The following is an 18,825-nucleotide window of genomic DNA, read 5'->3' on the forward strand; positions in this document are numbered from 1 at the left end:
ACCCACGAAGCCAGGCACAGTCGTCCCCCAGCCCAAAACCGCAACCACTAGAGGCTCAGGTCAGCCCAGCCGACCCCAGTACCTCGACCACGTCACCGACCACGACCACAGCCGGTGGACGCAGCCCGGCGGCGGTCACCGCGTCAGTCACCTCGCCGAGCGTCGAGCGGACTATCCGCTGACCACCGGTGGTGGCCTCCTGGATGACCGCAGCCGGCGTCCCCGGTGCCCGCCCGTGGGCCAGCAGCGTGCTGGCGATCGAGGGGAGGTTCTTCAGGCCCATCAGGATCACCAGGGTGCCGCGCAGACCGGCCAGCGCCTCCCAGCGGACAAGTGAGTCCGGTGATTCGGGAGCGACGTGCCCGGAGACGACGGTGAACTCGTGCGCCACCGATCGGTGGGTGACCGGGATGCCCGCCGCGGCCGGCGCGGCGATCGAGCTTGTCACCCCCGGCACCACCGTGACCGGCACTCCCGCCGCCGCGCAGGCGAGCAGTTCCTCTCCGCCCCGCCCGAAGACGTACGGGTCGCCACCCTTGAGCCGGACCACGAAGGCTCCCGCCAACGCCCGATCCACCAGGATCCGGTTGATCTCTTCCTGCGTCCTGGACGGACCGTAGGGGATCTTGGAGGCGTCCACCAGTTCCACGCCGGTGCGCAACTCGTCCAGGAGTAGTCCGGGGACGAGCCGGTCGGCGACCACCACGTCGGCCTCGCTGAGCAGCCGCCAGCCCCGGAGGGTGATCAGTTCCGGGTCACCGGGTCCGGCACCCACCAGGGCGACTCGGCCGCGACGGTCACCCCCGCCGGCAGGGGCGTCGAGCGGTTCCCCGGGCCCGGCGGAGTCCGACACCAGCAGGGCACGGATGGCGTCGCGGACGCTCACCGCGCGGCGTGGGTCGCCACCGCCGAGCACCGCCACGGTGACCGGACCGTACCGGGTCACCGCTGGCGTCCAGGCTGTCGCCGCGTTCCGGTCGTCGGCGCGTACGCAGAAGATCCGACGTTCCGCGGCGGCGGCGCTGACCGTCGCCGCGGCGGTCGGGTCGTCGATGGCGACCTGCACCAGCCAGGCACCATCGAGATCGTCGGCAGCGAACCGGCGCGACACCCAGTGCAGCCGCCCGGCGTCGACGTGTGCGCGCAGCGCCGGGGTGAGGTCCGGTGCCACAAGCAGTACGTCCGCACCCGCGTCGAGCAGCGCCGGGACCCGCCGCGTCGCGACCGCTCCCCCACCGACGACTACCACGCGGAGCCCGGCCAGCCGCAGCCCGAGGGGGTACGCGTTGGCGCTCAGCCCGCCCGAGCCGCCGGCTGCCGCGCCTGATGGTTCACTCGCAAACTCGCTCATACCGCCTCGCTCCGCGCACCGGCGACGCCCGGCACCTGACGGCGAATCCGAAGGGTGCGCTGGCTCACTTCTCGGCCACCCCGGCGGAGTCGAAGGTGGCCACCTCGTGCAGCACCCGGACCGCGCCGGTGACCACCGGCAGGGCCAGCAGCGCGCCGGTGCCCTCACCGAGTCGCAGGCCGAGGTCGATCAGGGGGGTGAGGCCGAGCCGGCGCAGCGCGACAGTCGCGCCGGGCTCGGCGGAGCGGTGACCGGCGACCATGGCCGCCACGGAGTCCGGGGCGAAGGCCGCCGCGGCGAGCGCGGCGGAGACCGCGATCACCCCGTCCAGCAGCACCGGTACTCGACGCGCCGCCGCACCGAGCACGAATCCGGTCAGCGCGGCGTGTTCCAGCCCACCGACGGCGGCCAGCACACCGAGCGGATCCGCCGGGTCGGGGGTGTGGCGGCGCAGCGCGGCGCGTACCACCTCGATCTTGTGCTGGTAGGTCGGGTCGTCGACGCCGGTGCCCCGGCCGGTCGCTTCGGCGGCGTCGACTCCGGTGAAGGCGGCGATCAGGGCGGCGGCCGGGGTGGTGTTGGCGATCCCCATGTCACCGGTGAGCAGAATCCCGGCGCCGGCGTCGACCAGTTTCCCGGCGTTGGCGATACCGACCTCGACCGCCGTCCGCGCCTCCTGCCGGGTCATCGCGGCGGTGACGGTCATGTCCCGGGTACCGGCCCGGATCGGTGTGCTGACCAGTCGGGGCACCGCCGGTTCCGGTGCGCCGTGCAGGGTGCCGGCACCGTCCGGGCCAGCGACGTCGGCCACCGGCAGCGGGGCCGCCACCCCGACGTCGATCACGGTCACCGAGGCACCAGCCTGCCGGGCGAAGGCGTTCACCACCGCCCCACCGGCCAGGAAGTTCGCGACCATCTGCCCGGTGACCTCCTGCGGCCAGGGGCTGACCCGTTGGGCGTGTACGCCGTGATCACCGGCGAAGATCGCCACCGCCGCCCGGTCGGGCACCGGCGGCGGGCAACTGCCCGCCAGGCCGGCGAGGCGTACGGACAGCTCCTCCAGAGCGCCGAGCGAGCCGGCGGGCTTGGTCAGGCGCGCCTGCAACTGCCTCGCCGCGGTCATCGCCGACTCGTCGAGCGGGCCGATGGCCGCGATGGTGTTCTCCAGCATCATGCCTCCATGATGTCGGCCAGCACGTCGATGAACGCGTCGGTGGTCACCCGATCCCGCACTGCGATCCGTAGCCAGTCGGAGCCGAGTCCCGGAAACGTGTCGCCCCGGCGTACCGCCCAGCCCCGGGCCCGCAGCCGGTCCCGGATCCGGTCGGCCCCGGAGATCCGCACCAGCACGAAGGCGCTGGCCGGGCGGCCGGCCACGCGTACGCCGGGCAGCGCCGCAAGCCGCGCGACCAGGTGTTCGCGGTCGGTCGCGAGCTGTGCGGCGATGACCCGTTCGGCGTGGGCCGCCGCAGGGCTCGCGCAGGCTTCGGCGGCGGCCAGCGCTGGGGTGGAGACCGCCCAGAGCGGCTGTACGACGGCCAGCCGGCGCAGCAGCGCGGCCTCGCCGAGCAGGTAGCCGATCCGCAGCCCGGCCAGCCCCCACGTCTTGGTGAGGCTGCGTACGACCAGCAGGCCCGGCAGGTCCCGGCGGGCAGCCAGCGATTCGGGTTCACCGGGTACCCCGGGCGTGGCGGCGGTGTCCGCGAACGCCTCGTCGACCACGAGTACGCGACCGGGGCGGGCCAGTGCGGCGAGGTCGGCGGCGGGGTGCAACACGGAGGTGGGATTCGTCGGGTTGCCGACGACGACCAGGTCGGCGTCGGTGGGTATCCGCTCCGGGTGGAGCCGGAAACCGTCCGCCGGGTCGAGCAGCACCCGCCGCACGGTGTGCCCGGCGGCCCGAAGCGCGGCCTCCGGCTCGGTGAACTGCGGGTGCACCACCACCGGACGACGGATTCCGCGCAGTGCCTGAGCGAGCAGCACGAAGCCCTCGGCGGCACCGGCGGTTAGCAGCACCTCCTCCGGTGGCCGGCGGTGCCGGGCGGCGACGGCGGCGCGGGCCGGACGGGGGTCCGGGTACGCGGCGAGGTCGGCCATCGACGCGGTGATCGGCTCGGCCAGCCAGGGCGGCAGTGGGGCGCGTCGCACGTTGACGGCGAGGTCGACCAGGCCCGCGGCGACCTCGACGTCACCGTGGTGGGCGAGATCCGGCTCGGTCACTGAGGCTCTGGATCTCGTGGTCAGCTGCCCATGCATGACCGCGATCCTGCCGGGAAGGCGCCGCGGGGGACAGCGACCCGGCGGGTGGGCCACATCACCACCGATCACTTCATGAGTATTTCTCATAGACGAATCGGAAATGTCATAACTTGGCGGTGTGAGCTACCGACCCCTTGCTGCCGCTGGTCGTCTCGTTCCGCTACTCCGTGCCGGGCTGATCGCCGGCGTCGTCGTCGCCGCTGCCGCGTACCCGGTCGTCGCGGTGACCGGCATCGGCGCCAAGGCCACCGCGCACGCCGTGGAGAGCAAGACCCGGCTGCTGACCACGGCCCTGCCCGCCGAGACCTCCTACCTGTACGCGCCCGACGGCAAGACCGTGCTGACCATGTTCTTCGAGGAGTACCGGCAGTACACCAAGCTGTCCGACATCTCGCCCAACATGCAGCAGGCCATCGTGGCCGCCGAGGACAACCGCTTCTACCAGCACCACGGCGTCGACCCGAAGGGGGTCGCCCGCGCCTTCGTGGCCAACGCCCGTTCCAGCGGGGTCTCCCAGGGAGCTTCCACCCTCACCATGCAGTACGTCCGGATGGCGCTGCGTGACAGCGCCACCAACCCGAGGGAGGTGCAGGAAGCCACGGCGCAGACCCCGACTCGCAAGATCAAGGAGATGCGCATGGCGGTCGACCTGGAGAAGGAGTTGAGCAAGGAGGAGATCCTGGAGCGGTACCTCAACTCGGCATACTTCGGGCACCGCGCGTACGGCATCTACGCCGCCAGCGAGATCTTCTTCTCGAAGACCCCCAAGGAGCTGACTGCGGTCGAGGCGGCCACCCTCGCCGGGCTGGTCAAGTCGCCATCCCAGTACGACCCGGCCAGTTCCGACCAGAAGGAGGCCACCGCCCGGCGCAACTACGTCCTCGACAACATGGCCCGGCTCGGTTACCTCTCGCCGGACTCGGCCCAGGCGGCGAAGGGCGAGCCGATCCGACTCCGGCTGACCTACCCGCCAAACGACTGCGCCGCCGTTCCCGACAAGTGGAACAGCTGGGGCTTCCTCTGCGACTACCTGAAGAACTGGTGGAGCGCCCAGCCGGCGTTCGGTGAGAACCGGCTCCAGCGGTTGGACAAGCTACGCCGGGGCGGATACCGGATCGTGCTCAGCATGGACCCGAAGATCCAGGCGGCGGCGGAGAAGAACGTCGGCACCGAGTCGAACACCGGCAGCCCGTTCGCAAACGGCATCGTGGTCTCCGAGCCGGGCACCGGACGGGTCAAGGCGATGGCGGTGAACCGCAGGTACTCGCTTGAGGTCGACGAGAATCCGCTCAGCTCCAACCCGGAGGCGGGCCCAGAGGTGCGGGCCAACTACCCGAACACGGTGGCACCCCTGATGGGCGGCGGTGGCCTGCCCGGCTATCAGGCGGGGTCGACGTTCAAGATGTTCCCCATGCTGGCCGCCCTCGACGCCGGGATGCCGCTCAACACCACCTTCAACGCGCCACACAGCTACCGCTCGGAGGTCTACGACGGTTGGCAACCCTCGAACGCCAGTGGCGCGATGAGCGGCATGCAGACCATGTGGTCCGGTTTCGGCAAGTCGGTGAACACCTACTTCGTCTGGCTGGAGGAGCAGGTCGGGGCGGAACGGGCCGTCCGGCTCGCCGAGCAGCTGGGACTGCGCTGGCGTACCGACGTGGACCGGGAGCACGCCTCCCCTGCGAAGGCCAACAAGTGGGGTGCCTTCACCCTGGGCGTCTCCGACGCCACTCCCCTGGAGATGGCCAACGCCTACGCCGCGGTCGCCGCCGACGGGCGCTACTGCGAGGCGCTGCCGGTAAATGCCATCTACAACCGGGACGGCACCCCGGCCACCTACACCACACCGGGTGGCATCGAACGTGAGGTCGCCAAGCCGCGCTGCCGCCAGGTGGTCAGCGCCGACGCGGCGCGCGCCGCCACCGACGCCGCCCGCTGTCCCACCGGCGACACCCCGGCCAAGGGCAGTTGCGGCGGATGGTCCACGGCGGACAGCGTGCGCGGAACGGTGGGCCGCCCGGTGGCCGGCAAGACCGGCACCACGGACAGCACCCGATCCGCCTGGTTCGTCGGCTACACGCCGGAACTGGCGGCGGCCAGCTTCATCTCCGACCCCGACAATCCCTTCAACGCGGTGGGCGACGGGCAGTCGCAGATCCCGATCGTCGCGGTGTCGAACACCCTCCGCGACGCGCTGAAGGGCAAACCCGTTCGGGACTTCGTCCCACCGTCGGACCGGATCGTCGGTTGACGATCAGGCTGGCGGGCCCGCGGCCGGCCCGGACGCCACCGCACCGGCCGGGTCGCCCGGCGCGACACCCGCCGGCCCGGCCGGGGCACCGCCGCCGACCCCGACCGGGACCGTGGCCGGCTCGGCCGCAGCGGCGGCCACCAGCCGGGTCGCGATCCTCGGGTACGCGGCCCAGTGCGGAACGAGCTGGGAGGCGTGTACGCCCCGCCAGATGAACCCCTCCGGCGCGCCGCCCGGCCAGCTCCACGCCGGACGCTGCCCACCCCGGGGATTGAGCACGGCCCGGTGTTCCTTGTGCCCGGTCACCACCTCGCCCCGGCCGGCGACCACACTGTCGCCCTGAGCGGTCGCCTCCCGGTAGCCGACCACCAGCCCGTCCCGCAGACTGCCGATCGCGTCGAGCACCCCGCACATCGGCAGCCCGTCGAGTTCCCGAGCCAGCCAGAGCAGGCCGGCCCCCTCGGCGACCACCGGACGCCCGGTGCGAGCCAGCTCGGCGACTGCGATGCAGAGCCGCCGGTTCGCGGAAAGCTGCTCCGCGTACGACTCGGGCAGCGCCCCGCCGACCACAAGTGCCCGGGTGCCGGCCGGCAGCACCTCGTCGGCGAACGGGTCGAGCGTCATCACCTCCGCCCCGGCGGCCCGCAGCAACTCGGCCGTCTCGGCGTGGCTGAAGCTGCCACCCGGTCCACCGAGCAGCGCCACCACCGGAGGCGCGGCACCGCCGGGCAGGGCCGGGGCGGCCTCGTCGGTGCTCTGCGGTGACCATGGCTGCGCACCCAACGCCGGTGCCGAGCGGGCCAGCCCGAGCAGCCGCTCCAGATCGACGGTGGCGGTCACCGCCTCACCCAGCCGCCGGACCGCCCGGGCGGCCTCGCCGGCGCCTTCAAGGACCGGCACCACGCCGTGCCGACGGGGCGGCAGCACCGAGGGCAGGTCCTGGCGGCGCAGCGCGCCGTAGACCGGGATACCGATGTCGTCGAGCGCCTCCCGCAGCAGCGCCTCGTGTCGGGCGGAGGCCACCCGGTTGAGGATCACCCCACCGATCCACAACTGTTCGTCGTACGCCCGGAAGCCGTGCACCAGGGCGGCCACCGACTGACCCATCGCGGCGACGTCGACCACCAGCACCACCGGGCTGCGCAGCACGGTGGCGACGGCGGCGGTCGACTCGGTCTCGCTCCGGCCGGTCAGGCTGTCGTACAGGCCCATGCTGCCCTGCACCACGGCGAGGTCCGTGCCGGCCGCGCCGTGCAGCAGCAGCGGGGCGATGCGTTCGGCGCCCACCAGCCGCGGATCCAGGGTGCGCCCCGGCCGGCCGCTGGCCAGCCCGAGGTACGCCGCGTCGACCTGGTCCGGCCCGATCTTGAAGCCGGCCACGTCGAGGCCCCGATCGGCGAACGCGGCGAGCAGGCCGATCGCCAGCGCGTTCTTGCCGTGTCCGGAGGAAGGGGCACTGAGCACCAGACGCGGCACGACGGTCATCATCGACTCCTCGCGAGCGGTCGGCGTGCCGACCGTCGGCGCGCTCCGCCCGCGTGACGATAGCTGAAGCGGACGCCGTACACGCACCCTCCGCCGCCCTGTCCCCGGCAGGTCAGGCAGTCGGTGGCGGACCGCCCCGACGCCGGTACGCTCCGCCACGATGAGGTTGCCTGCGCCGTCTCCGGCCGGCGCCACTGCCTGCGGCAGGGCAGGGCGACGACCGCACGCTCGCGCCGGGACGGCTCGGCGCAGTGGCTGCGGTCACACGGGTAATCTCGTGGCGTGTACCGGTTCCTGCTGACGCCGCGCTGGCTGGGCCTCCTCGTGCTGGCCCTGACCGCCGCCACGGTGATGGTGCTGCTCGGCAACTGGCAGTTGGACCGCTACCACGGCCGGACCGCGATCAACGAGCGCATCGACGCCGGCCTTCGAATGGACCCGGTGCCGCTGCGCGAGGCGCTGCCCGCGCCGACCGGTGGCCCCGGCACGGTCGGTGCGCCACCGGCTGCGGAGCGGACCTTCACCCGGGTCACCGTGACCGGCCGGTACGACACCGACAACATCGTCCTGGTGCGGGGCCGCACGGTCGACAGTCGGGTCGGCTTCGAGGTGGTCACCCCGCTGGTGCTGGCCGACGGCACCGCCGTCCTGGTGGACCGGGGTTGGATCCCACCCGCCCCGGGTGGGGCGGTGGCACAGCCCGACGTGCCACCCGCGCCGACTGGCGAGGTGACCGTCGAGGGGCGGGTGCACGCCAGCGAGAGCGGCGACGCCAAGGTGTCCCGCCGCGAGGGCCGGTTGGAGAGCCGCCGGGTCTCCGTGCCCCAACTCGCCGGTGAGCTGCCGTACCCGGTGCACGGCGCGTACCTGCTCCTCGACGAGCAGACGCCGGCCGCCGACCCGGTGTTCCGGGCGGTGCCGGTGGGCCACGCCAACAACTGGCAGAACCTCGGCTACGTCGTCCAATGGTGGATCTTCGCGGCGATGACAGTGGTCGGCTACGGCTGGATCGCCCGCCGCGAGGCCCGCCGGATCGCCGGGGTGGTCGACGAGCGCCCCCGCGACCGGGCCGCCGACGCCGACACGCCGGCGACCACCTGACGCTCAGCCGGCCGGGCGGCCCGCGTGGATCGCCCGGACGGCGTCGATGGTGTCGGCCTCGGCTGCCGTCTTGTCGTCCCGGTAGCGGACCACCCGGGCGAATCGCAGGGCGACCCCACCGGGATAGCGGGAACTGCTCTGCACGCCGTCGAAAGCGATCTCCACGACCTGCTCGGGCCGGACCCGGACGACCCAGTCACCGCGATCCACCGCGAGGCCGAGGAAACGCTCGGTCTGCCAGCGCAGCAGCTCGTCGGTGAGCCCCTTGAAGGTCTTGCCGAGCATCACGAACCCGCCGGTGCCCGGGTCGCGAGCGCCCAGGTGCAGGTTCGACAACCACCCGGTGCGTCGGCCGCTGCCCCACTCCACGGCGAGCACGACCAGGTCGAGGGTGTGCCGGGGCTTCACCTTGACCCAGGCGGCGCCGCGCCGCCCAGCGTCGTAGGGCGCGTCGGGCGCCTTTACCACCACGCCTTCCTGGCCGGCGTCGAGCGCGGCGGCGAAGGCCGCGCCGGCCCGCTCCGGGTCGTCCACCTCCATCCGCCCGACCAGCAGCGACGCATCGGCGGTGCCGCGCAGCGCCGCCCACCGCTCCCGGCCCGGCGCATCGATCAGATCCACCCCGTCGAGGTGCAGCAGGTCGAAGAAGTACGGCGTGAGCACGGTCTCGCCGGTGCGCTCGGCGGCGGCGCGTACCGCCGGTGCGACCGGCGCCCCGGGACCGGCGGCCCCGGCCCGGCGGGCGGCGGCGCTGGACGTCTGCTGGAACGGCAGGGGCCGACCGGTGGCGTCCAGCCCGATGGCCTCCCCGTCGAGGACGATCTCCCGCGCGGGCAGGGCTCGCACGGCGGCGACCACCTCGGGCACCCGGGCAGTGATCTCGTCGAGGCTGCGGGAGAACACGGCGATGTCGGAACCGCTGCGGTGCACCTGGATGCGGATGCCGTCGAGCTTCACGTCGACCACCGCGGGGACCCCGGTGGCGGCGAGCGCCTCGTCGACGGTGGACGCGCTCTGCGCCAGCATCGGCGCCAGGGGCCGGCCGACCCGCAGGCCGAACTCGGCCAACGCGGCGGCTCCGCCGCCGAGGGCGGCCACCGCCACCGCCCGCAGGTCACCGGCGAGCAGCAGCGCCCGGCGTACTGCGGCGACGGGAACCCCGGCGGCTCGGGCGATCGCGTCGGCGAGCAGCCCGGCCTGCGCGCCGTGCCGCAGCTCGCCGAGGAACAAACCGGTCAGCAGGCGCTGCTCGTCGGCGGTGGCGGCCGCGTAGAGCGCCTGCACCAGGGCCCGACGGCGAGTCTGCGAGCCGGTGCCGTGCACGGCCGCGATCTCGTCGATCGCCGCGTCGACCGCCGACACCGTCAGCGTCGGCTGGGCCGCTGGCGGAGGCAGGTCACGCAGGCTGGCCCAGCCGACGCCGGTCTGCCGCTGACGCAGCTCACCGGCGAGCCAGCCGGAGCCCGCCGCCACCTCGGGCGGGTCGAGCCGCCGCAGGGCATCGGCGAGCAGCTCCACCTTGGCCCGACGACCGCTGGTGGCGCCGACGGCCGCGGAGGTGGCAGCCAGGTCGAGGAACCGCACGACCTCATCCTGCCAGCCACCACCGACAACCGGCGCGACCTGCGTGCGGACCCGCCAGCAACGCCACCAGGACGGCGGCCGCCGACGTCACCCGCGCCCACCGACGTCGGCGCGCTGTCAAGCCGGGACCGGCTCCTCGATGCGCAGCCCGCGGGCACGGACACCGTCGGCGATGCGCGACAGCGACGCATCCAGGGCGACCAGGGCGGCGGACAGCTCGCCGAGCTGTTCCTTGAGCGTGTCCTCGGGCCACGCGGAGACGTCGACGTCCCCCAGAGCGATGACGGCGGCCTCCAGGCGGGCCAGAACCTCATTCGTACGCATGTTCGAGAGGCTACAACAGCCCCGCGCCCGACACACCGGAAACGGCCACTGTCGGCAGGAAGTTACGGGTTCACGCGCGACCCGCCTCAGCCACTCTGGCCAGCAACAACGCCTCGGCGAGGCAGACCCGGGCGAACTCGCCCAGGTGCAGGCTCTCGTTGGGCCCATGGGCCCGGGCGTGCGGGTCCTCCACCCCGGTCACCAGGATCGCCGCCTGCGGGAACATCTCCTGGAAGGTGGCGATGAACGGAATGGAGCCGCCGACCCCGATCTCCACCGCGTCGGTGCCGTCCCAGGCGGTACGGAAGGCCGATCGAGCCGCGTCGAACATCGGGCCGGTGGCGTCGATGACGCAGGGGGCGCCGTCGTGCTCGAAACTCACCTCGACCTGTGCGCCCCACGGTGCGCACTGCTCCAGGTGGGCGCGCAGCGCCGCGTACGCCCGCTTCGGTTCGTCGCCCGGCGCCAGCCGTACGCTGATCTTGGCCTTGGCCGCCGGAACCAACGCGTTCGGCGCCTCGCCGGTGGCCGGGGCGTCGATGCCGAGCACGGCGAGCGCCGGCTTGGTCCACAGCCGGTCGGTGATCCGGCCGGTGCCGAACAACCGCACTCCCTCAACCAGCCCGGCCTCGGCCCGGAACCGGTCCTCCGGGTAGTCGACGCGGGCCGCCTCCCGGCCGACCAGGCCGGGTACCGCCACGTTCCCGGCGTCGTCGTGCAGCGTGGCGAGCAGCCGGACCAGTGTGGTGAGCGCGTCCGGGACGGCGCCGCCGAACATGCCGCTGTGCACGGCGTGGTCCAGCGTGCGCACCTCGACGAAGCAGTTGACGATGCCGCGCAACGACGTGGTCAGCGCCGGCACGCCAACATCCCAGTTGGCCGAGTCGGCGATCACGATGGCGTCGGCGGCGAGCTTGTCCCGGTGCTCGGCGAGCAGGCGCTCCAGGGAGTCGGAGCCATACTCCTCCTCCCCCTCGACGAACACGACCACGCCGACCGGCAGCCGGTCACCGTACGCGCGCAGCGCCGCGACGTGCGCCATGATGCCGGCCTTGTCGTCGGCGGCCCCCCGGCCGTACAACCGGCCGTCCCGCTCCACCGGCTCGAACGGGTCGGACTCCCACAGACTCGCGTCGCCGACCGGCTGGACGTCGTGGTGGGCGTAGAGCATCACCGTCGGCGCACCGGGTGGTGCCGCCTTCCGGCCGATCACCGCGGGCTGACCACCGGCCCGCACCACCTCCACGTCAAGGCCACAGCCGCGCAGCAACTCGGCCACCGCCTCGGCGGACCGCTCCACGTGCGCGTGATCGAAGCCTTCGAAGGCGATGCCGGGAATGCGGACGAGACGCTCCAGGTCGGCGCGTACGCCAGGCAACTCCCGCGCGACGGCCTCCCGCAGATCGGACTCGGTCATGATCGGTGTGGTCATGACCGGCATCGTATGCCGGCCTTACCGCGCGGCGCGGCCCGCGGGGGGATTGCGGGCCACCACCGCAGCCCGGACGGCAGGCCGCACCGGGGCGGCGCGGCCTGCCGCCCGCAGCACGGTCGGTGTGGTCGGCGTGCTCAGCCGCATCGGCAGTAGTAGCGCGTCGGGTCGTGCGGCAGGGTGGGTGCGCCGTCGACGATCAGGTCGGCGCGGGCCTCGGTGCCGTCGGCGGCGAAGTGAGCGCTTTCGGTGACGTGCCAGCGTCGCAGCTCCGGCAGGATCGTCGGACCGTCGCGGGCCACCGCCCGATTCAGCCGCAGTGGTTGCGGGGCGGTGACGAAGACCGCCAGGGTCAGGTCCGCCACGGCGGTCGTCCGGGCCGCGCTGACTCCCTCCACGATCAGCACCGGCGTCACCGGGACCGGCACCGGCGCGGGCAGGAAACGCCGCCGCACCCAGCTGTACCGCCGGTAGGCGCCGGCCTGCCCGACCCGGACCGGCGCGAGCACCTGCTCCTCCAACCGCTCCCAGAAGGTCAGCTGGTCATCCCACCCGTCGAGCAGGTCGTCGGTGTGCACCACCGGCGGCCGGGCCGCATCGGGCGTCACACCGGCGAGGGCGTCGGCGAGGCGCGCGGCGAAGACGGTCTTGCCGGCGCCACTGGGCCCGTCGATGGCCACCAGCCGGGTACGCCCCAACCGGGCCGGCCCCGCCAGCACCCGTCGAGCCAGTCCGGCGTACGCCTCGAAGACCACCACCACGGACACCGACGTTACCGATCGGGTTGTCCCGGGCCACTTCGGATCGCGCAGCCGCGCACCGGACGGCATGCTCGTGGCGTGTCCCATTCCGTGATGAGTCCCGGTGTCGAGGCGTTGCTGGAGCAGGCCCGCGCGGGCATGACCCGGTTGACCCCGCAGGAGACGGTGCAGGCCGCGAGCCGGGGTGCGCTCCTGATCGACACCCGCACCGACGCGCAGCGACGGGAACAGGGCGACCTACCCGGCGTCATCGTGATCGACCGGACGGTGTTGGAGTGGCGACTCGACCCGGCCAGTGACTGGCGGATACCCGAAGCCACCGGGTACGACCTGGAGATCGTCGTGATGTGCCGGCAGGGGTACAGCTCCAGCCTCGCCGCCGCGAGCCTGCGCGCCCTGGGCCTGCACCGGGCGACCGACATGATCGGCGGGGTGGAGGCGTGGACGTCGGCCGGCCTGCCCTTCTCCGACCAGCCCGCCGACGTCCGCAACTGATTCGGTCGGCCGTCAGGTATCCAGGGTCTGGGGTCGTGCCACAGTGGACTCTTCCGCCGATGTTCGCCGGCTCAGCACCCTAACCTCCGGTCGGAGCACCGGGAGGGACGAACGGCAGGTCGGTCGGAGGGCCGTCTTCGATGAGCCGCCACAGGGCGTCCGTGTCCAGGTGCTCCTCGACCAGGTCACCGAGCAGGTCGAGACTGCGTTCCCGGGCGGCGGCGAAGGAGGTGTCCGGCGCGATCCGGAAGCCGGTACGCCCGGCTAGTCGGGCCGCCCGGGTGAGGAACCAGCGACGGAACTCGTCGGACTCGAACGCGCCGTGCCAGTGGGTGCCGTGCACGACGCCGTGCATGGCGCCCTCGCCGGCACCACCGGTGTCCCGCAGCAGCGGGGTCAGCTGCGGGTCGGCGGTCGAGACGTACCCGTGGTGGATCTCGTAGCCGTGGACCGGAAGGTCGGCTGCGGCGCTGCCCCGCGCCGGCCGGACGATCTTCGTGTGGTCGAAAGTGATCTCGATGGGCAGCAGGCCGAGGCCGGGCACGGTGCCCTGCCGGCTCTCCACCGGGTCGTGGATGGCGCGGGCCAGCATCTGGTAGCCACCGCAGATGCCGAGCACCGGACGGCCCGCCGCCACGTGCGCGGTGACGGCGTCGGCAAGACCCGTCTCGCGCAGCCAGGCCAGGTCGGCCACGGTCGACTTCGAGCCGGGTAGCACCACCAGGTCGGCGGCGGCCAGTTCGGCCGGCTCGACGGTCAGCCGCACGCGCACTCCCGGCTCGGTCGCCAGCGCCTCGACGTCAGTGGCGTTGCTGATCCGGGGCAGCCGCAGCACGGCCACGTCGAGCCACTCGGTGCCGCGCGGGGCGGGCGGGCGACCCAGGACCCGGCCGTAGGCGAGTGAGTCCTCCGCGTCGAGCCACAGGTCCAGTGCCCAGGGCAGCACCCCGTACGTCGGGCGACCGGTGAGCTGGCGCAGCATCTCCAGCCCGGGAGCGAGCAGGCCGAGGTCACCCCGGAACTTGTTGACCACGAAGCCGGCGAGCAGGGCCTGGTCGGCGGGGTCGAGCAGGGCGAGGGTGCCGAACATGGCGGCGAACACGCCACCCCGGTCGATGTCACCGATGATGATGGTGGGCAGCCGCGCGTGCCGGGCCAGCCCCATGTTCACGTAGTCGCCGTCGCGCAGGTTGATCTCCGCCGGGCTGCCCGCGCCCTCGCAGATGACCACGTCGTACTCCGACCGCAACTCGGCCAGGGCCGCGTAGGCGGTGTCGGCGAGCCGGGGACGCAGGGTCCGGAAGGTGCCGGCGGTGATCGTGTCGACGGCCTGGCCGAGCAGCACCACCTGACTGGCCAGGTCGCTGCCGGGCTTGAGCAGCACCGGGTTGAACCGCAGGTCCGGCGCGAGCCCGCAGGCCGCCGCCTGCATCGCCTGGGCCCGCCCGATCTCGCCGCCCCGGCCGTCCGGCCCGAGCACGACGGCGGAGTTGTTAGACATGTTCTGCGCCTTGAAGGGCGCGACCTTCACACCTCGCCGGTGCAGCCACCGGCAGATGCCGGCGGTGAGCACACTCTTGCCGGCGTCCGAGGTCGTCCCGGCCACCAGCAGCCCACCGGTCACCGACCGCTCCGCAGCGGCAGGGGTCGAGGCGCCCGCAGCGGTCGGACCGTCCGGAAGGATCGAAGCGTCCGGCGGGAAGCGACGCCGATCAGTCGGCCCGCGGTCAACGGGTACGCCACCGCGATACCGAGCGCCGCCAGGCCGACCGCCCGGGAGATCCGGGCGGCCCGGGTCAGGTGCCGAGCCCCGGGACGGGGACCGTCACCGAGAAACGGACGTACCTCCGTACGGCCGAAGTACACGTTGCGTCCGCCCAGGCGTACGCCCAACGCCCCGGCCATCGCCGCCTCGCACTGCCCCGCGTTGGGGCTGGGATGGTCGTCGCGGTCCCGCCGCCATACCCGCCAGGCTCGTTCCCGGTCTCCCTTGCCGGCCGGCGCCAGCGCCACGGTCAGCAGCCCGGTCAGCCGCGCGGGCACCAGGTTGAGCAGGTCGTCCAGGCGCGCGGCGGGCGTACCGAAACGCGCGTAGCGCACGTTACGGTGGCCCACCATCGCGTCGAGAGTGTTCGCCGCGCGGTAGCCGAGCAGGCCGGGAAGCCCGGCGACCGCACCCCAGACCAGTGGGGCGACCACCGCGTCGGAGGTGTTCTCCGCCACCGATTCCACCGTCGCACGTGCGAGTTCGGGCTCGTCGAGCGTCGTCGGGTCCCGCCCGCAGAGATGCCCGAGCCGCTGTCGCGCAACCGGCAGGTCACCACCGCGCAGTGACCGGCCCATCGCCTTCGCCTCGTGGCTCAGGCTACGCCCGCCCAGCACCGCCCAGGTGCCAGCGGCCACCAGCACCACCCGGGCCACCGGCCGATGCCGGGTGCCGACGGTGGCGGCCACACCCATCACGACCGGCGCACCGACGCAGAGCGCGACGAAGACTCCGCCAGCCAGCCGGTCAGGGCGGTAGAGGCGACGTTCCAGGGCGGCGGCGGCCCGGCCGAACCCGGCCACCGGGTGACCACGACGAGGGTCGCCGAACAGGGCGTCCAGCGCGTAGCCCGCGACAAGGCCAGTCGCGTTCGCCACCGCACCCGCGTGTCGCACGGCATGTCACCCCCGGACGGCCAGCCTAGCCGAGTTGGGCACCCGGGATCCGCCCGCCGTAGCCACCCCGAGCACCGCTGTCCTGGGGTGGCAGGCGACCGGGCACGTCACCGGCCCGGTCACCTGATCACCACTGGCGAGGCGCACACCGGCAGGCGCATGCCGGCCGCCTTTCGCGCGTGGTCAGACGGGCTGTGGCAGCCGTCCGCGCCCTCGACGACCGCGCCCGGTCGCGGCATCGCCCGCCCCCGATTCCTCCGGGCGCACCGCCAACTCGACCTCGACCTCGGTGGCTTCGGCGGGCACCGGGGCAAGCTCGTCGGAGACGCCAGCGCCGGCGAAATCGTCCAACTCCCCCGCCGGCAGCCGGCCGCCGCCCGACGACTCGGACCCGCCCGAACCCGGGTCGAATCCGCCGAGCCGCCCTGGGTCGAGATTGCCGTCGAGACCGGCGGCGTAGCCCGACATGTCGGGCAGCTCGAAGTCGTCGTCGACCGGGCGGTCGTCGGGTCGGGCCGGTGCCTCGTCGTCCGGCACCGGCTCGGTCGGCTCCCCGTGCACCCGCCGCTCCGCGTCGGCGTCGGAGACCGCGCTGGTGGTCAGGCTGGGCCGGTTGCGCAGGAAACGCCCACGCCCCCGGGACAGGTCGTGGCCGACTGCGACGGCCTCCAACTCGTACAGCGTGCGGTGGTTGCCGGCGTCGTCGACCCAGTCACGGGTGTAGAGGCGGCCGCAGACCACGACCGGGTCACCGACCATCACCGAGGCGGCAACTCCCTCGGCGAGCTTGCGCCAGCAGTTTACGCGCACCCGCAGGCTGTTGCCGTCGACCCAGCGCCCGCTGTCGCGGTCGAGGCGTCGGGCGGTCGAGGCGACCTTGAAGTTGGCCACCAGGGTGTTGCTCTGGGCGGTTCGGCGCCACTCCGGCGCGGTGAGCACATTTCCGACAATCGTCATGTAGGTATCGAACATCGTCCCTCCTTCAGAGGTCCGGGGCGTGGCTTCGGCGAGTCGACTCGCCACTGAGCCTGCCGCCCGTTGCCCTTCGCAGACAGCCCAGGAGGCGGCACCTGTGGACGACCGGACCACCTGTGGACAAACGCCTGATCAAGGTCCCCTTGTGGTAGGCCGAACGTCCCTGGCCCGCCGGCAGCCACCCGGCGATGATCAAGAGGCAGCGGAAATGGTCACGTTCCGGACGGAGCCGACCTGGGTAGGGATCCCTGCAAGCGCACCCGTGAGCACGACGTCGAACGAAAGGTCAGCGATCATGATGATGACCAGTACCCGTTCCACCCGCCTTACGGGGCAGGTGCGGCGATGAGCGCCGTGCAGGACCCCGCCACCGTGGCCAAGTGCCTCCGGCTGGGCGCGGGCTTCTCCGACCGGGAGCGAAACCGCATCGTCGAGCAGTTCACGACGCTCGACGCCCGCCTGGCCGGCTTCCACGCCGACGCCACCGACATGGAGCTGTCGGTGAAGGATCGGGAGGCCAAGGGTCAGAAGGTCACCCTGGAGTGCTGGATCGCCGGTCGGCAACGGGTGGTCGCCACCTCGACCGAGGAGGACCTGCACGCCGCGCTCAACGACGTCCGCGACGACCTGCGTCGTCAGCTGAACGACGCGAAGACCCGGCAGGAACCCCGCAACAACAAGCACCTGCGGGTCAACGAACCGCCCGGCCCGGTCGCGCCGACCGACGAATTGGCCGGGGCCGGGACGACCGACGAGAGGTGAGCGCATAGCCGGCCGATGGACCTGAGCGGCCGGCGCGCCCACCGTGGAGGTGAACGACATGCCCAACGTGCAGCAACCCGAGATGCGCCGGAGCGGCGAAACCCGGCTGGTCCAGGACAGCGACGGCCCGGTCGAGGGCGGTTCGTCCTCGGCCCGGCGGGAGCACCGCTCGGTGCCGGTCGACCAGGTGTCGCCGTACGGTCCGGATCGTGGCCGGGCCTCGACCTCGCACGAGCCGTCCGGGCGCGAGGCCGTGGGCGATTGACCAGGAGGTAGCCCCTGTCCGCCGGGTGCGGGCGGGCGGGGGCTACCGCCCGGTAGCCAGCCGCAGTACCGTCGGTGGGTGGAACCGGACGTGCTTGGGCCGCCCTACGAGCGGCAGATCATCGACCTGGGCAGGGATGACGAGGGTCCGGTGGTGGCGACGCTGGTCCGCCGCCGGGCGGAGCAGCCCACCGGACGCGCCGTGCTCTACGTGCACGGCTTCGTCGACTATTTCTTCCAGACCCACGTGGCTGACTTCTTCGCCGCGCGCGGCTGGGACTTCTACGCGCTCGACCTGCGCAAATACGGCCGTAGCCTGCTGCCGCACCAGACCCCGAACTTCTGTCGCGACCTCGGCGACTACTTCCCCGAGCTGGACGCTGCCGCACGGATCATCCGGGACGAGGACGGGCACGACACCCTGCTGGCCATGGGCCACTCCACCGGCGGCCTGATCATCTCGCTGTGGGCCGACGCCCGCCGCGACGCCGGACTGGTCGACGGGATCTTCCTCAACAGCCCCTTCTTCGACCTCAACGCTCCCTGGTTCGTGCGGCGACCCCTCGCGGCCGCCGTCGCGCGCCTGGGCCGCAGGGCGCCGCACCGCATCCTCCCGTTCGGGATCGGCACCGTGTACGGCGAGAGCCTGCACGCCGACCATCGCGGCGAGTGGACGTACGACCTGGCCTGGAAGCCGCTCGCCGGTTTCCCCGTGCGGGCCGGTTGGCTGGACGCCATCCGCACCGGTCAGCGGCGACTGCGTGCCGGGTTGGACATCCCCGTGCCGGTGCTGCTCGCCTGCTCCACCCGATCGTTCCGAGGCACGAAGTGGCAGGATGCGGCGACCCTGGCCGACGCCGTCCTCGACGTCGAGCACATGGTCCGCTGGGCTCCCCGGCTCGGCCAGCACGTCACCGTGTCCCGCTTCGACGGCGGCCTGCACGATCTCACGCTCTCCGGCCCCGCCGTACGCGAGAAGGTCTTCGCCGAGGTCGGTCGGTGGGCCGAAGCCTTCCTCTGCGCCGGACCGACGGCCACCCGCCCGACCCCGCCGCAGCCCCGGCCCTCGGCCGAGGACGGACACCCCGCACGCCACTCCGCCGCGGACGCCTGAGCCTCG

The 18,825-nt window shown here is 73.0% G+C and carries 17 protein-coding genes; 6 read left to right on the plus strand and 11 right to left on the minus strand.

Features of this window, described 5'->3' with window-relative positions:
- Positions 1–55: 55 nt before the first annotated feature.
- From cobA to cobC, 3 genes are all read right to left on the minus strand, one after another.
- Entirely contained in the window at positions 56–1,297 is a 1,242-nt protein-coding gene (cobA, locus tag Vse01_RS19975) for a uroporphyrinogen-III C-methyltransferase (protein ID WP_093410650.1), read from the minus strand.
- A gap of 118 nt (positions 1,298–1,415) precedes the next feature.
- Entirely contained in the window at positions 1,416–2,522 is a 1,107-nt protein-coding gene (gene cobT / locus Vse01_RS19980) for a nicotinate-nucleotide--dimethylbenzimidazole phosphoribosyltransferase (RefSeq protein WP_170863618.1), read from the minus strand.
- Entirely contained in the window at positions 2,522–3,607 is a 1,086-nt protein-coding gene (gene cobC / locus Vse01_RS19985; protein WP_093410440.1) for an Rv2231c family histidinol phosphate aminotransferase CobC, read from the minus strand. Before cobC ends, cobT begins: the two co-directional genes overlap by 1 nt.
- Positions 3,608–3,728: 121 nt before the next feature.
- Here cobC and Vse01_RS19990 point away from each other — a divergent pair, with 121 nt between their 5' ends.
- On the plus strand, positions 3,729–5,861 hold the full coding sequence (locus tag Vse01_RS19990) for a transglycosylase domain-containing protein (RefSeq protein WP_093410442.1): 2,133 nt from the start codon (positions 3,729–3,731) through the stop codon (positions 5,859–5,861).
- Between the two features lie 3 nt (positions 5,862–5,864).
- Here Vse01_RS19990 and Vse01_RS19995 read toward each other — a convergent pair whose 3' ends face one another.
- Positions 5,865–7,346, minus strand: coding sequence for a cobyrinic acid a,c-diamide synthase CobB (locus Vse01_RS19995; protein WP_093410652.1), 1,482 nt, complete (start codon positions 7,344–7,346; stop codon positions 5,865–5,867).
- Positions 7,347–7,628: 282 nt separating this feature from the next.
- Here Vse01_RS19995 and Vse01_RS20000 point away from each other — a divergent pair, with 282 nt between their 5' ends.
- Complete coding sequence (locus Vse01_RS20000) at positions 7,629–8,447, plus strand: SURF1 family cytochrome oxidase biogenesis protein (RefSeq protein WP_093410444.1); 819 nt, start codon at positions 7,629–7,631, stop codon at positions 8,445–8,447.
- Positions 8,448–8,450: 3 nt separating this feature from the next.
- Here Vse01_RS20000 and Vse01_RS20005 read toward each other — a convergent pair whose 3' ends face one another.
- The 4 genes from Vse01_RS20005 to Vse01_RS20020 all read right to left on the minus strand — a co-directional run bounded on the left by Vse01_RS20005 (position 8,451) and on the right by Vse01_RS20020 (position 12,554).
- The gene (locus tag Vse01_RS20005) at positions 8,451–10,031 is read right to left on the minus strand and encodes an ATP-dependent DNA ligase (protein ID WP_093410446.1); all 1,581 of its coding nucleotides are present in this window, start codon (positions 10,029–10,031) and stop codon (positions 8,451–8,453) included.
- Between the two features lie 117 nt (positions 10,032–10,148).
- On the minus strand, positions 10,149–10,355 hold the full coding sequence (locus Vse01_RS20010; RefSeq protein WP_093410448.1) for a hypothetical protein: 207 nt from the start codon (positions 10,353–10,355) through the stop codon (positions 10,149–10,151).
- A 70-nt stretch (positions 10,356–10,425) separates the two neighbouring features.
- Positions 10,426–11,772, minus strand: coding sequence for a dipeptidase (locus Vse01_RS20015; RefSeq protein WP_170863619.1), 1,347 nt, complete (start codon positions 11,770–11,772; stop codon positions 10,426–10,428).
- Positions 11,773–11,924: 152 nt separating this feature from the next.
- Positions 11,925–12,554: a uridine kinase family protein gene (locus Vse01_RS20020; RefSeq protein ID WP_373870689.1), complete on the minus strand. Its 630-nt coding sequence runs from the start codon at positions 12,552–12,554 to the stop codon at positions 11,925–11,927.
- Between the two features lie 87 nt (positions 12,555–12,641).
- Between Vse01_RS20020 and Vse01_RS20025 the strand changes: the two genes are divergently transcribed.
- The gene (locus tag Vse01_RS20025; RefSeq protein ID WP_093410450.1) at positions 12,642–13,043 is read left to right on the plus strand and encodes a rhodanese-like domain-containing protein; all 402 of its coding nucleotides are present in this window, start codon (positions 12,642–12,644) and stop codon (positions 13,041–13,043) included.
- Positions 13,044–13,122: 79 nt separating this feature from the next.
- On the opposite strand, the gene Vse01_RS20030 is transcribed toward Vse01_RS20025, so the two are convergent.
- The 3 genes from Vse01_RS20030 to Vse01_RS20040 form a co-directional block, all read right to left on the minus strand.
- A complete protein-coding gene (locus tag Vse01_RS20030) occupies positions 13,123–14,667 on the minus strand; it encodes a cobyric acid synthase (RefSeq protein ID WP_093410452.1) in 1,545 nt (514 codons plus the stop codon).
- Positions 14,664–15,704, minus strand: coding sequence for a cobalamin biosynthesis protein (locus Vse01_RS20035; RefSeq protein WP_093410454.1), 1,041 nt, complete (start codon positions 15,702–15,704; stop codon positions 14,664–14,666). Before Vse01_RS20035 ends, Vse01_RS20030 begins: the two co-directional genes overlap by 4 nt.
- Before the next feature lie 183 nt (positions 15,705–15,887).
- On the minus strand, positions 15,888–16,676 hold the full coding sequence (locus Vse01_RS20040) for a single-stranded DNA-binding protein (protein WP_232511447.1): 789 nt from the start codon (positions 16,674–16,676) through the stop codon (positions 15,888–15,890).
- Between the two features lie 348 nt (positions 16,677–17,024).
- Here Vse01_RS20040 and Vse01_RS20045 point away from each other — a divergent pair, with 348 nt between their 5' ends.
- The 3 genes from Vse01_RS20045 to Vse01_RS20055 all read left to right on the plus strand — a co-directional run bounded on the left by Vse01_RS20045 (position 17,025) and on the right by Vse01_RS20055 (position 18,819).
- A complete protein-coding gene (locus Vse01_RS20045; protein ID WP_093410456.1) occupies positions 17,025–17,441 on the plus strand; it encodes an HPF/RaiA family ribosome-associated protein in 417 nt (138 codons plus the stop codon).
- A gap of 58 nt (positions 17,442–17,499) precedes the next feature.
- Positions 17,500–17,706 (plus strand): hypothetical protein, encoded by a 207-nt coding sequence (locus Vse01_RS20050; RefSeq protein ID WP_139233244.1) that lies wholly within the window; start codon positions 17,500–17,502, stop codon positions 17,704–17,706.
- A 78-nt stretch (positions 17,707–17,784) separates the two neighbouring features.
- The gene (locus Vse01_RS20055; RefSeq protein WP_093410460.1) at positions 17,785–18,819 is read left to right on the plus strand and encodes an alpha/beta hydrolase; all 1,035 of its coding nucleotides are present in this window, start codon (positions 17,785–17,787) and stop codon (positions 18,817–18,819) included.
- The last annotated feature ends 6 nt before the right edge of the window (positions 18,820–18,825 follow it).

It is taken from the genome of Micromonospora sediminimaris (assembly GCF_016863575.1).
Classification (GTDB): Bacteria; Actinomycetota; Actinomycetes; order Mycobacteriales; family Micromonosporaceae; genus Micromonospora; species Micromonospora sediminimaris.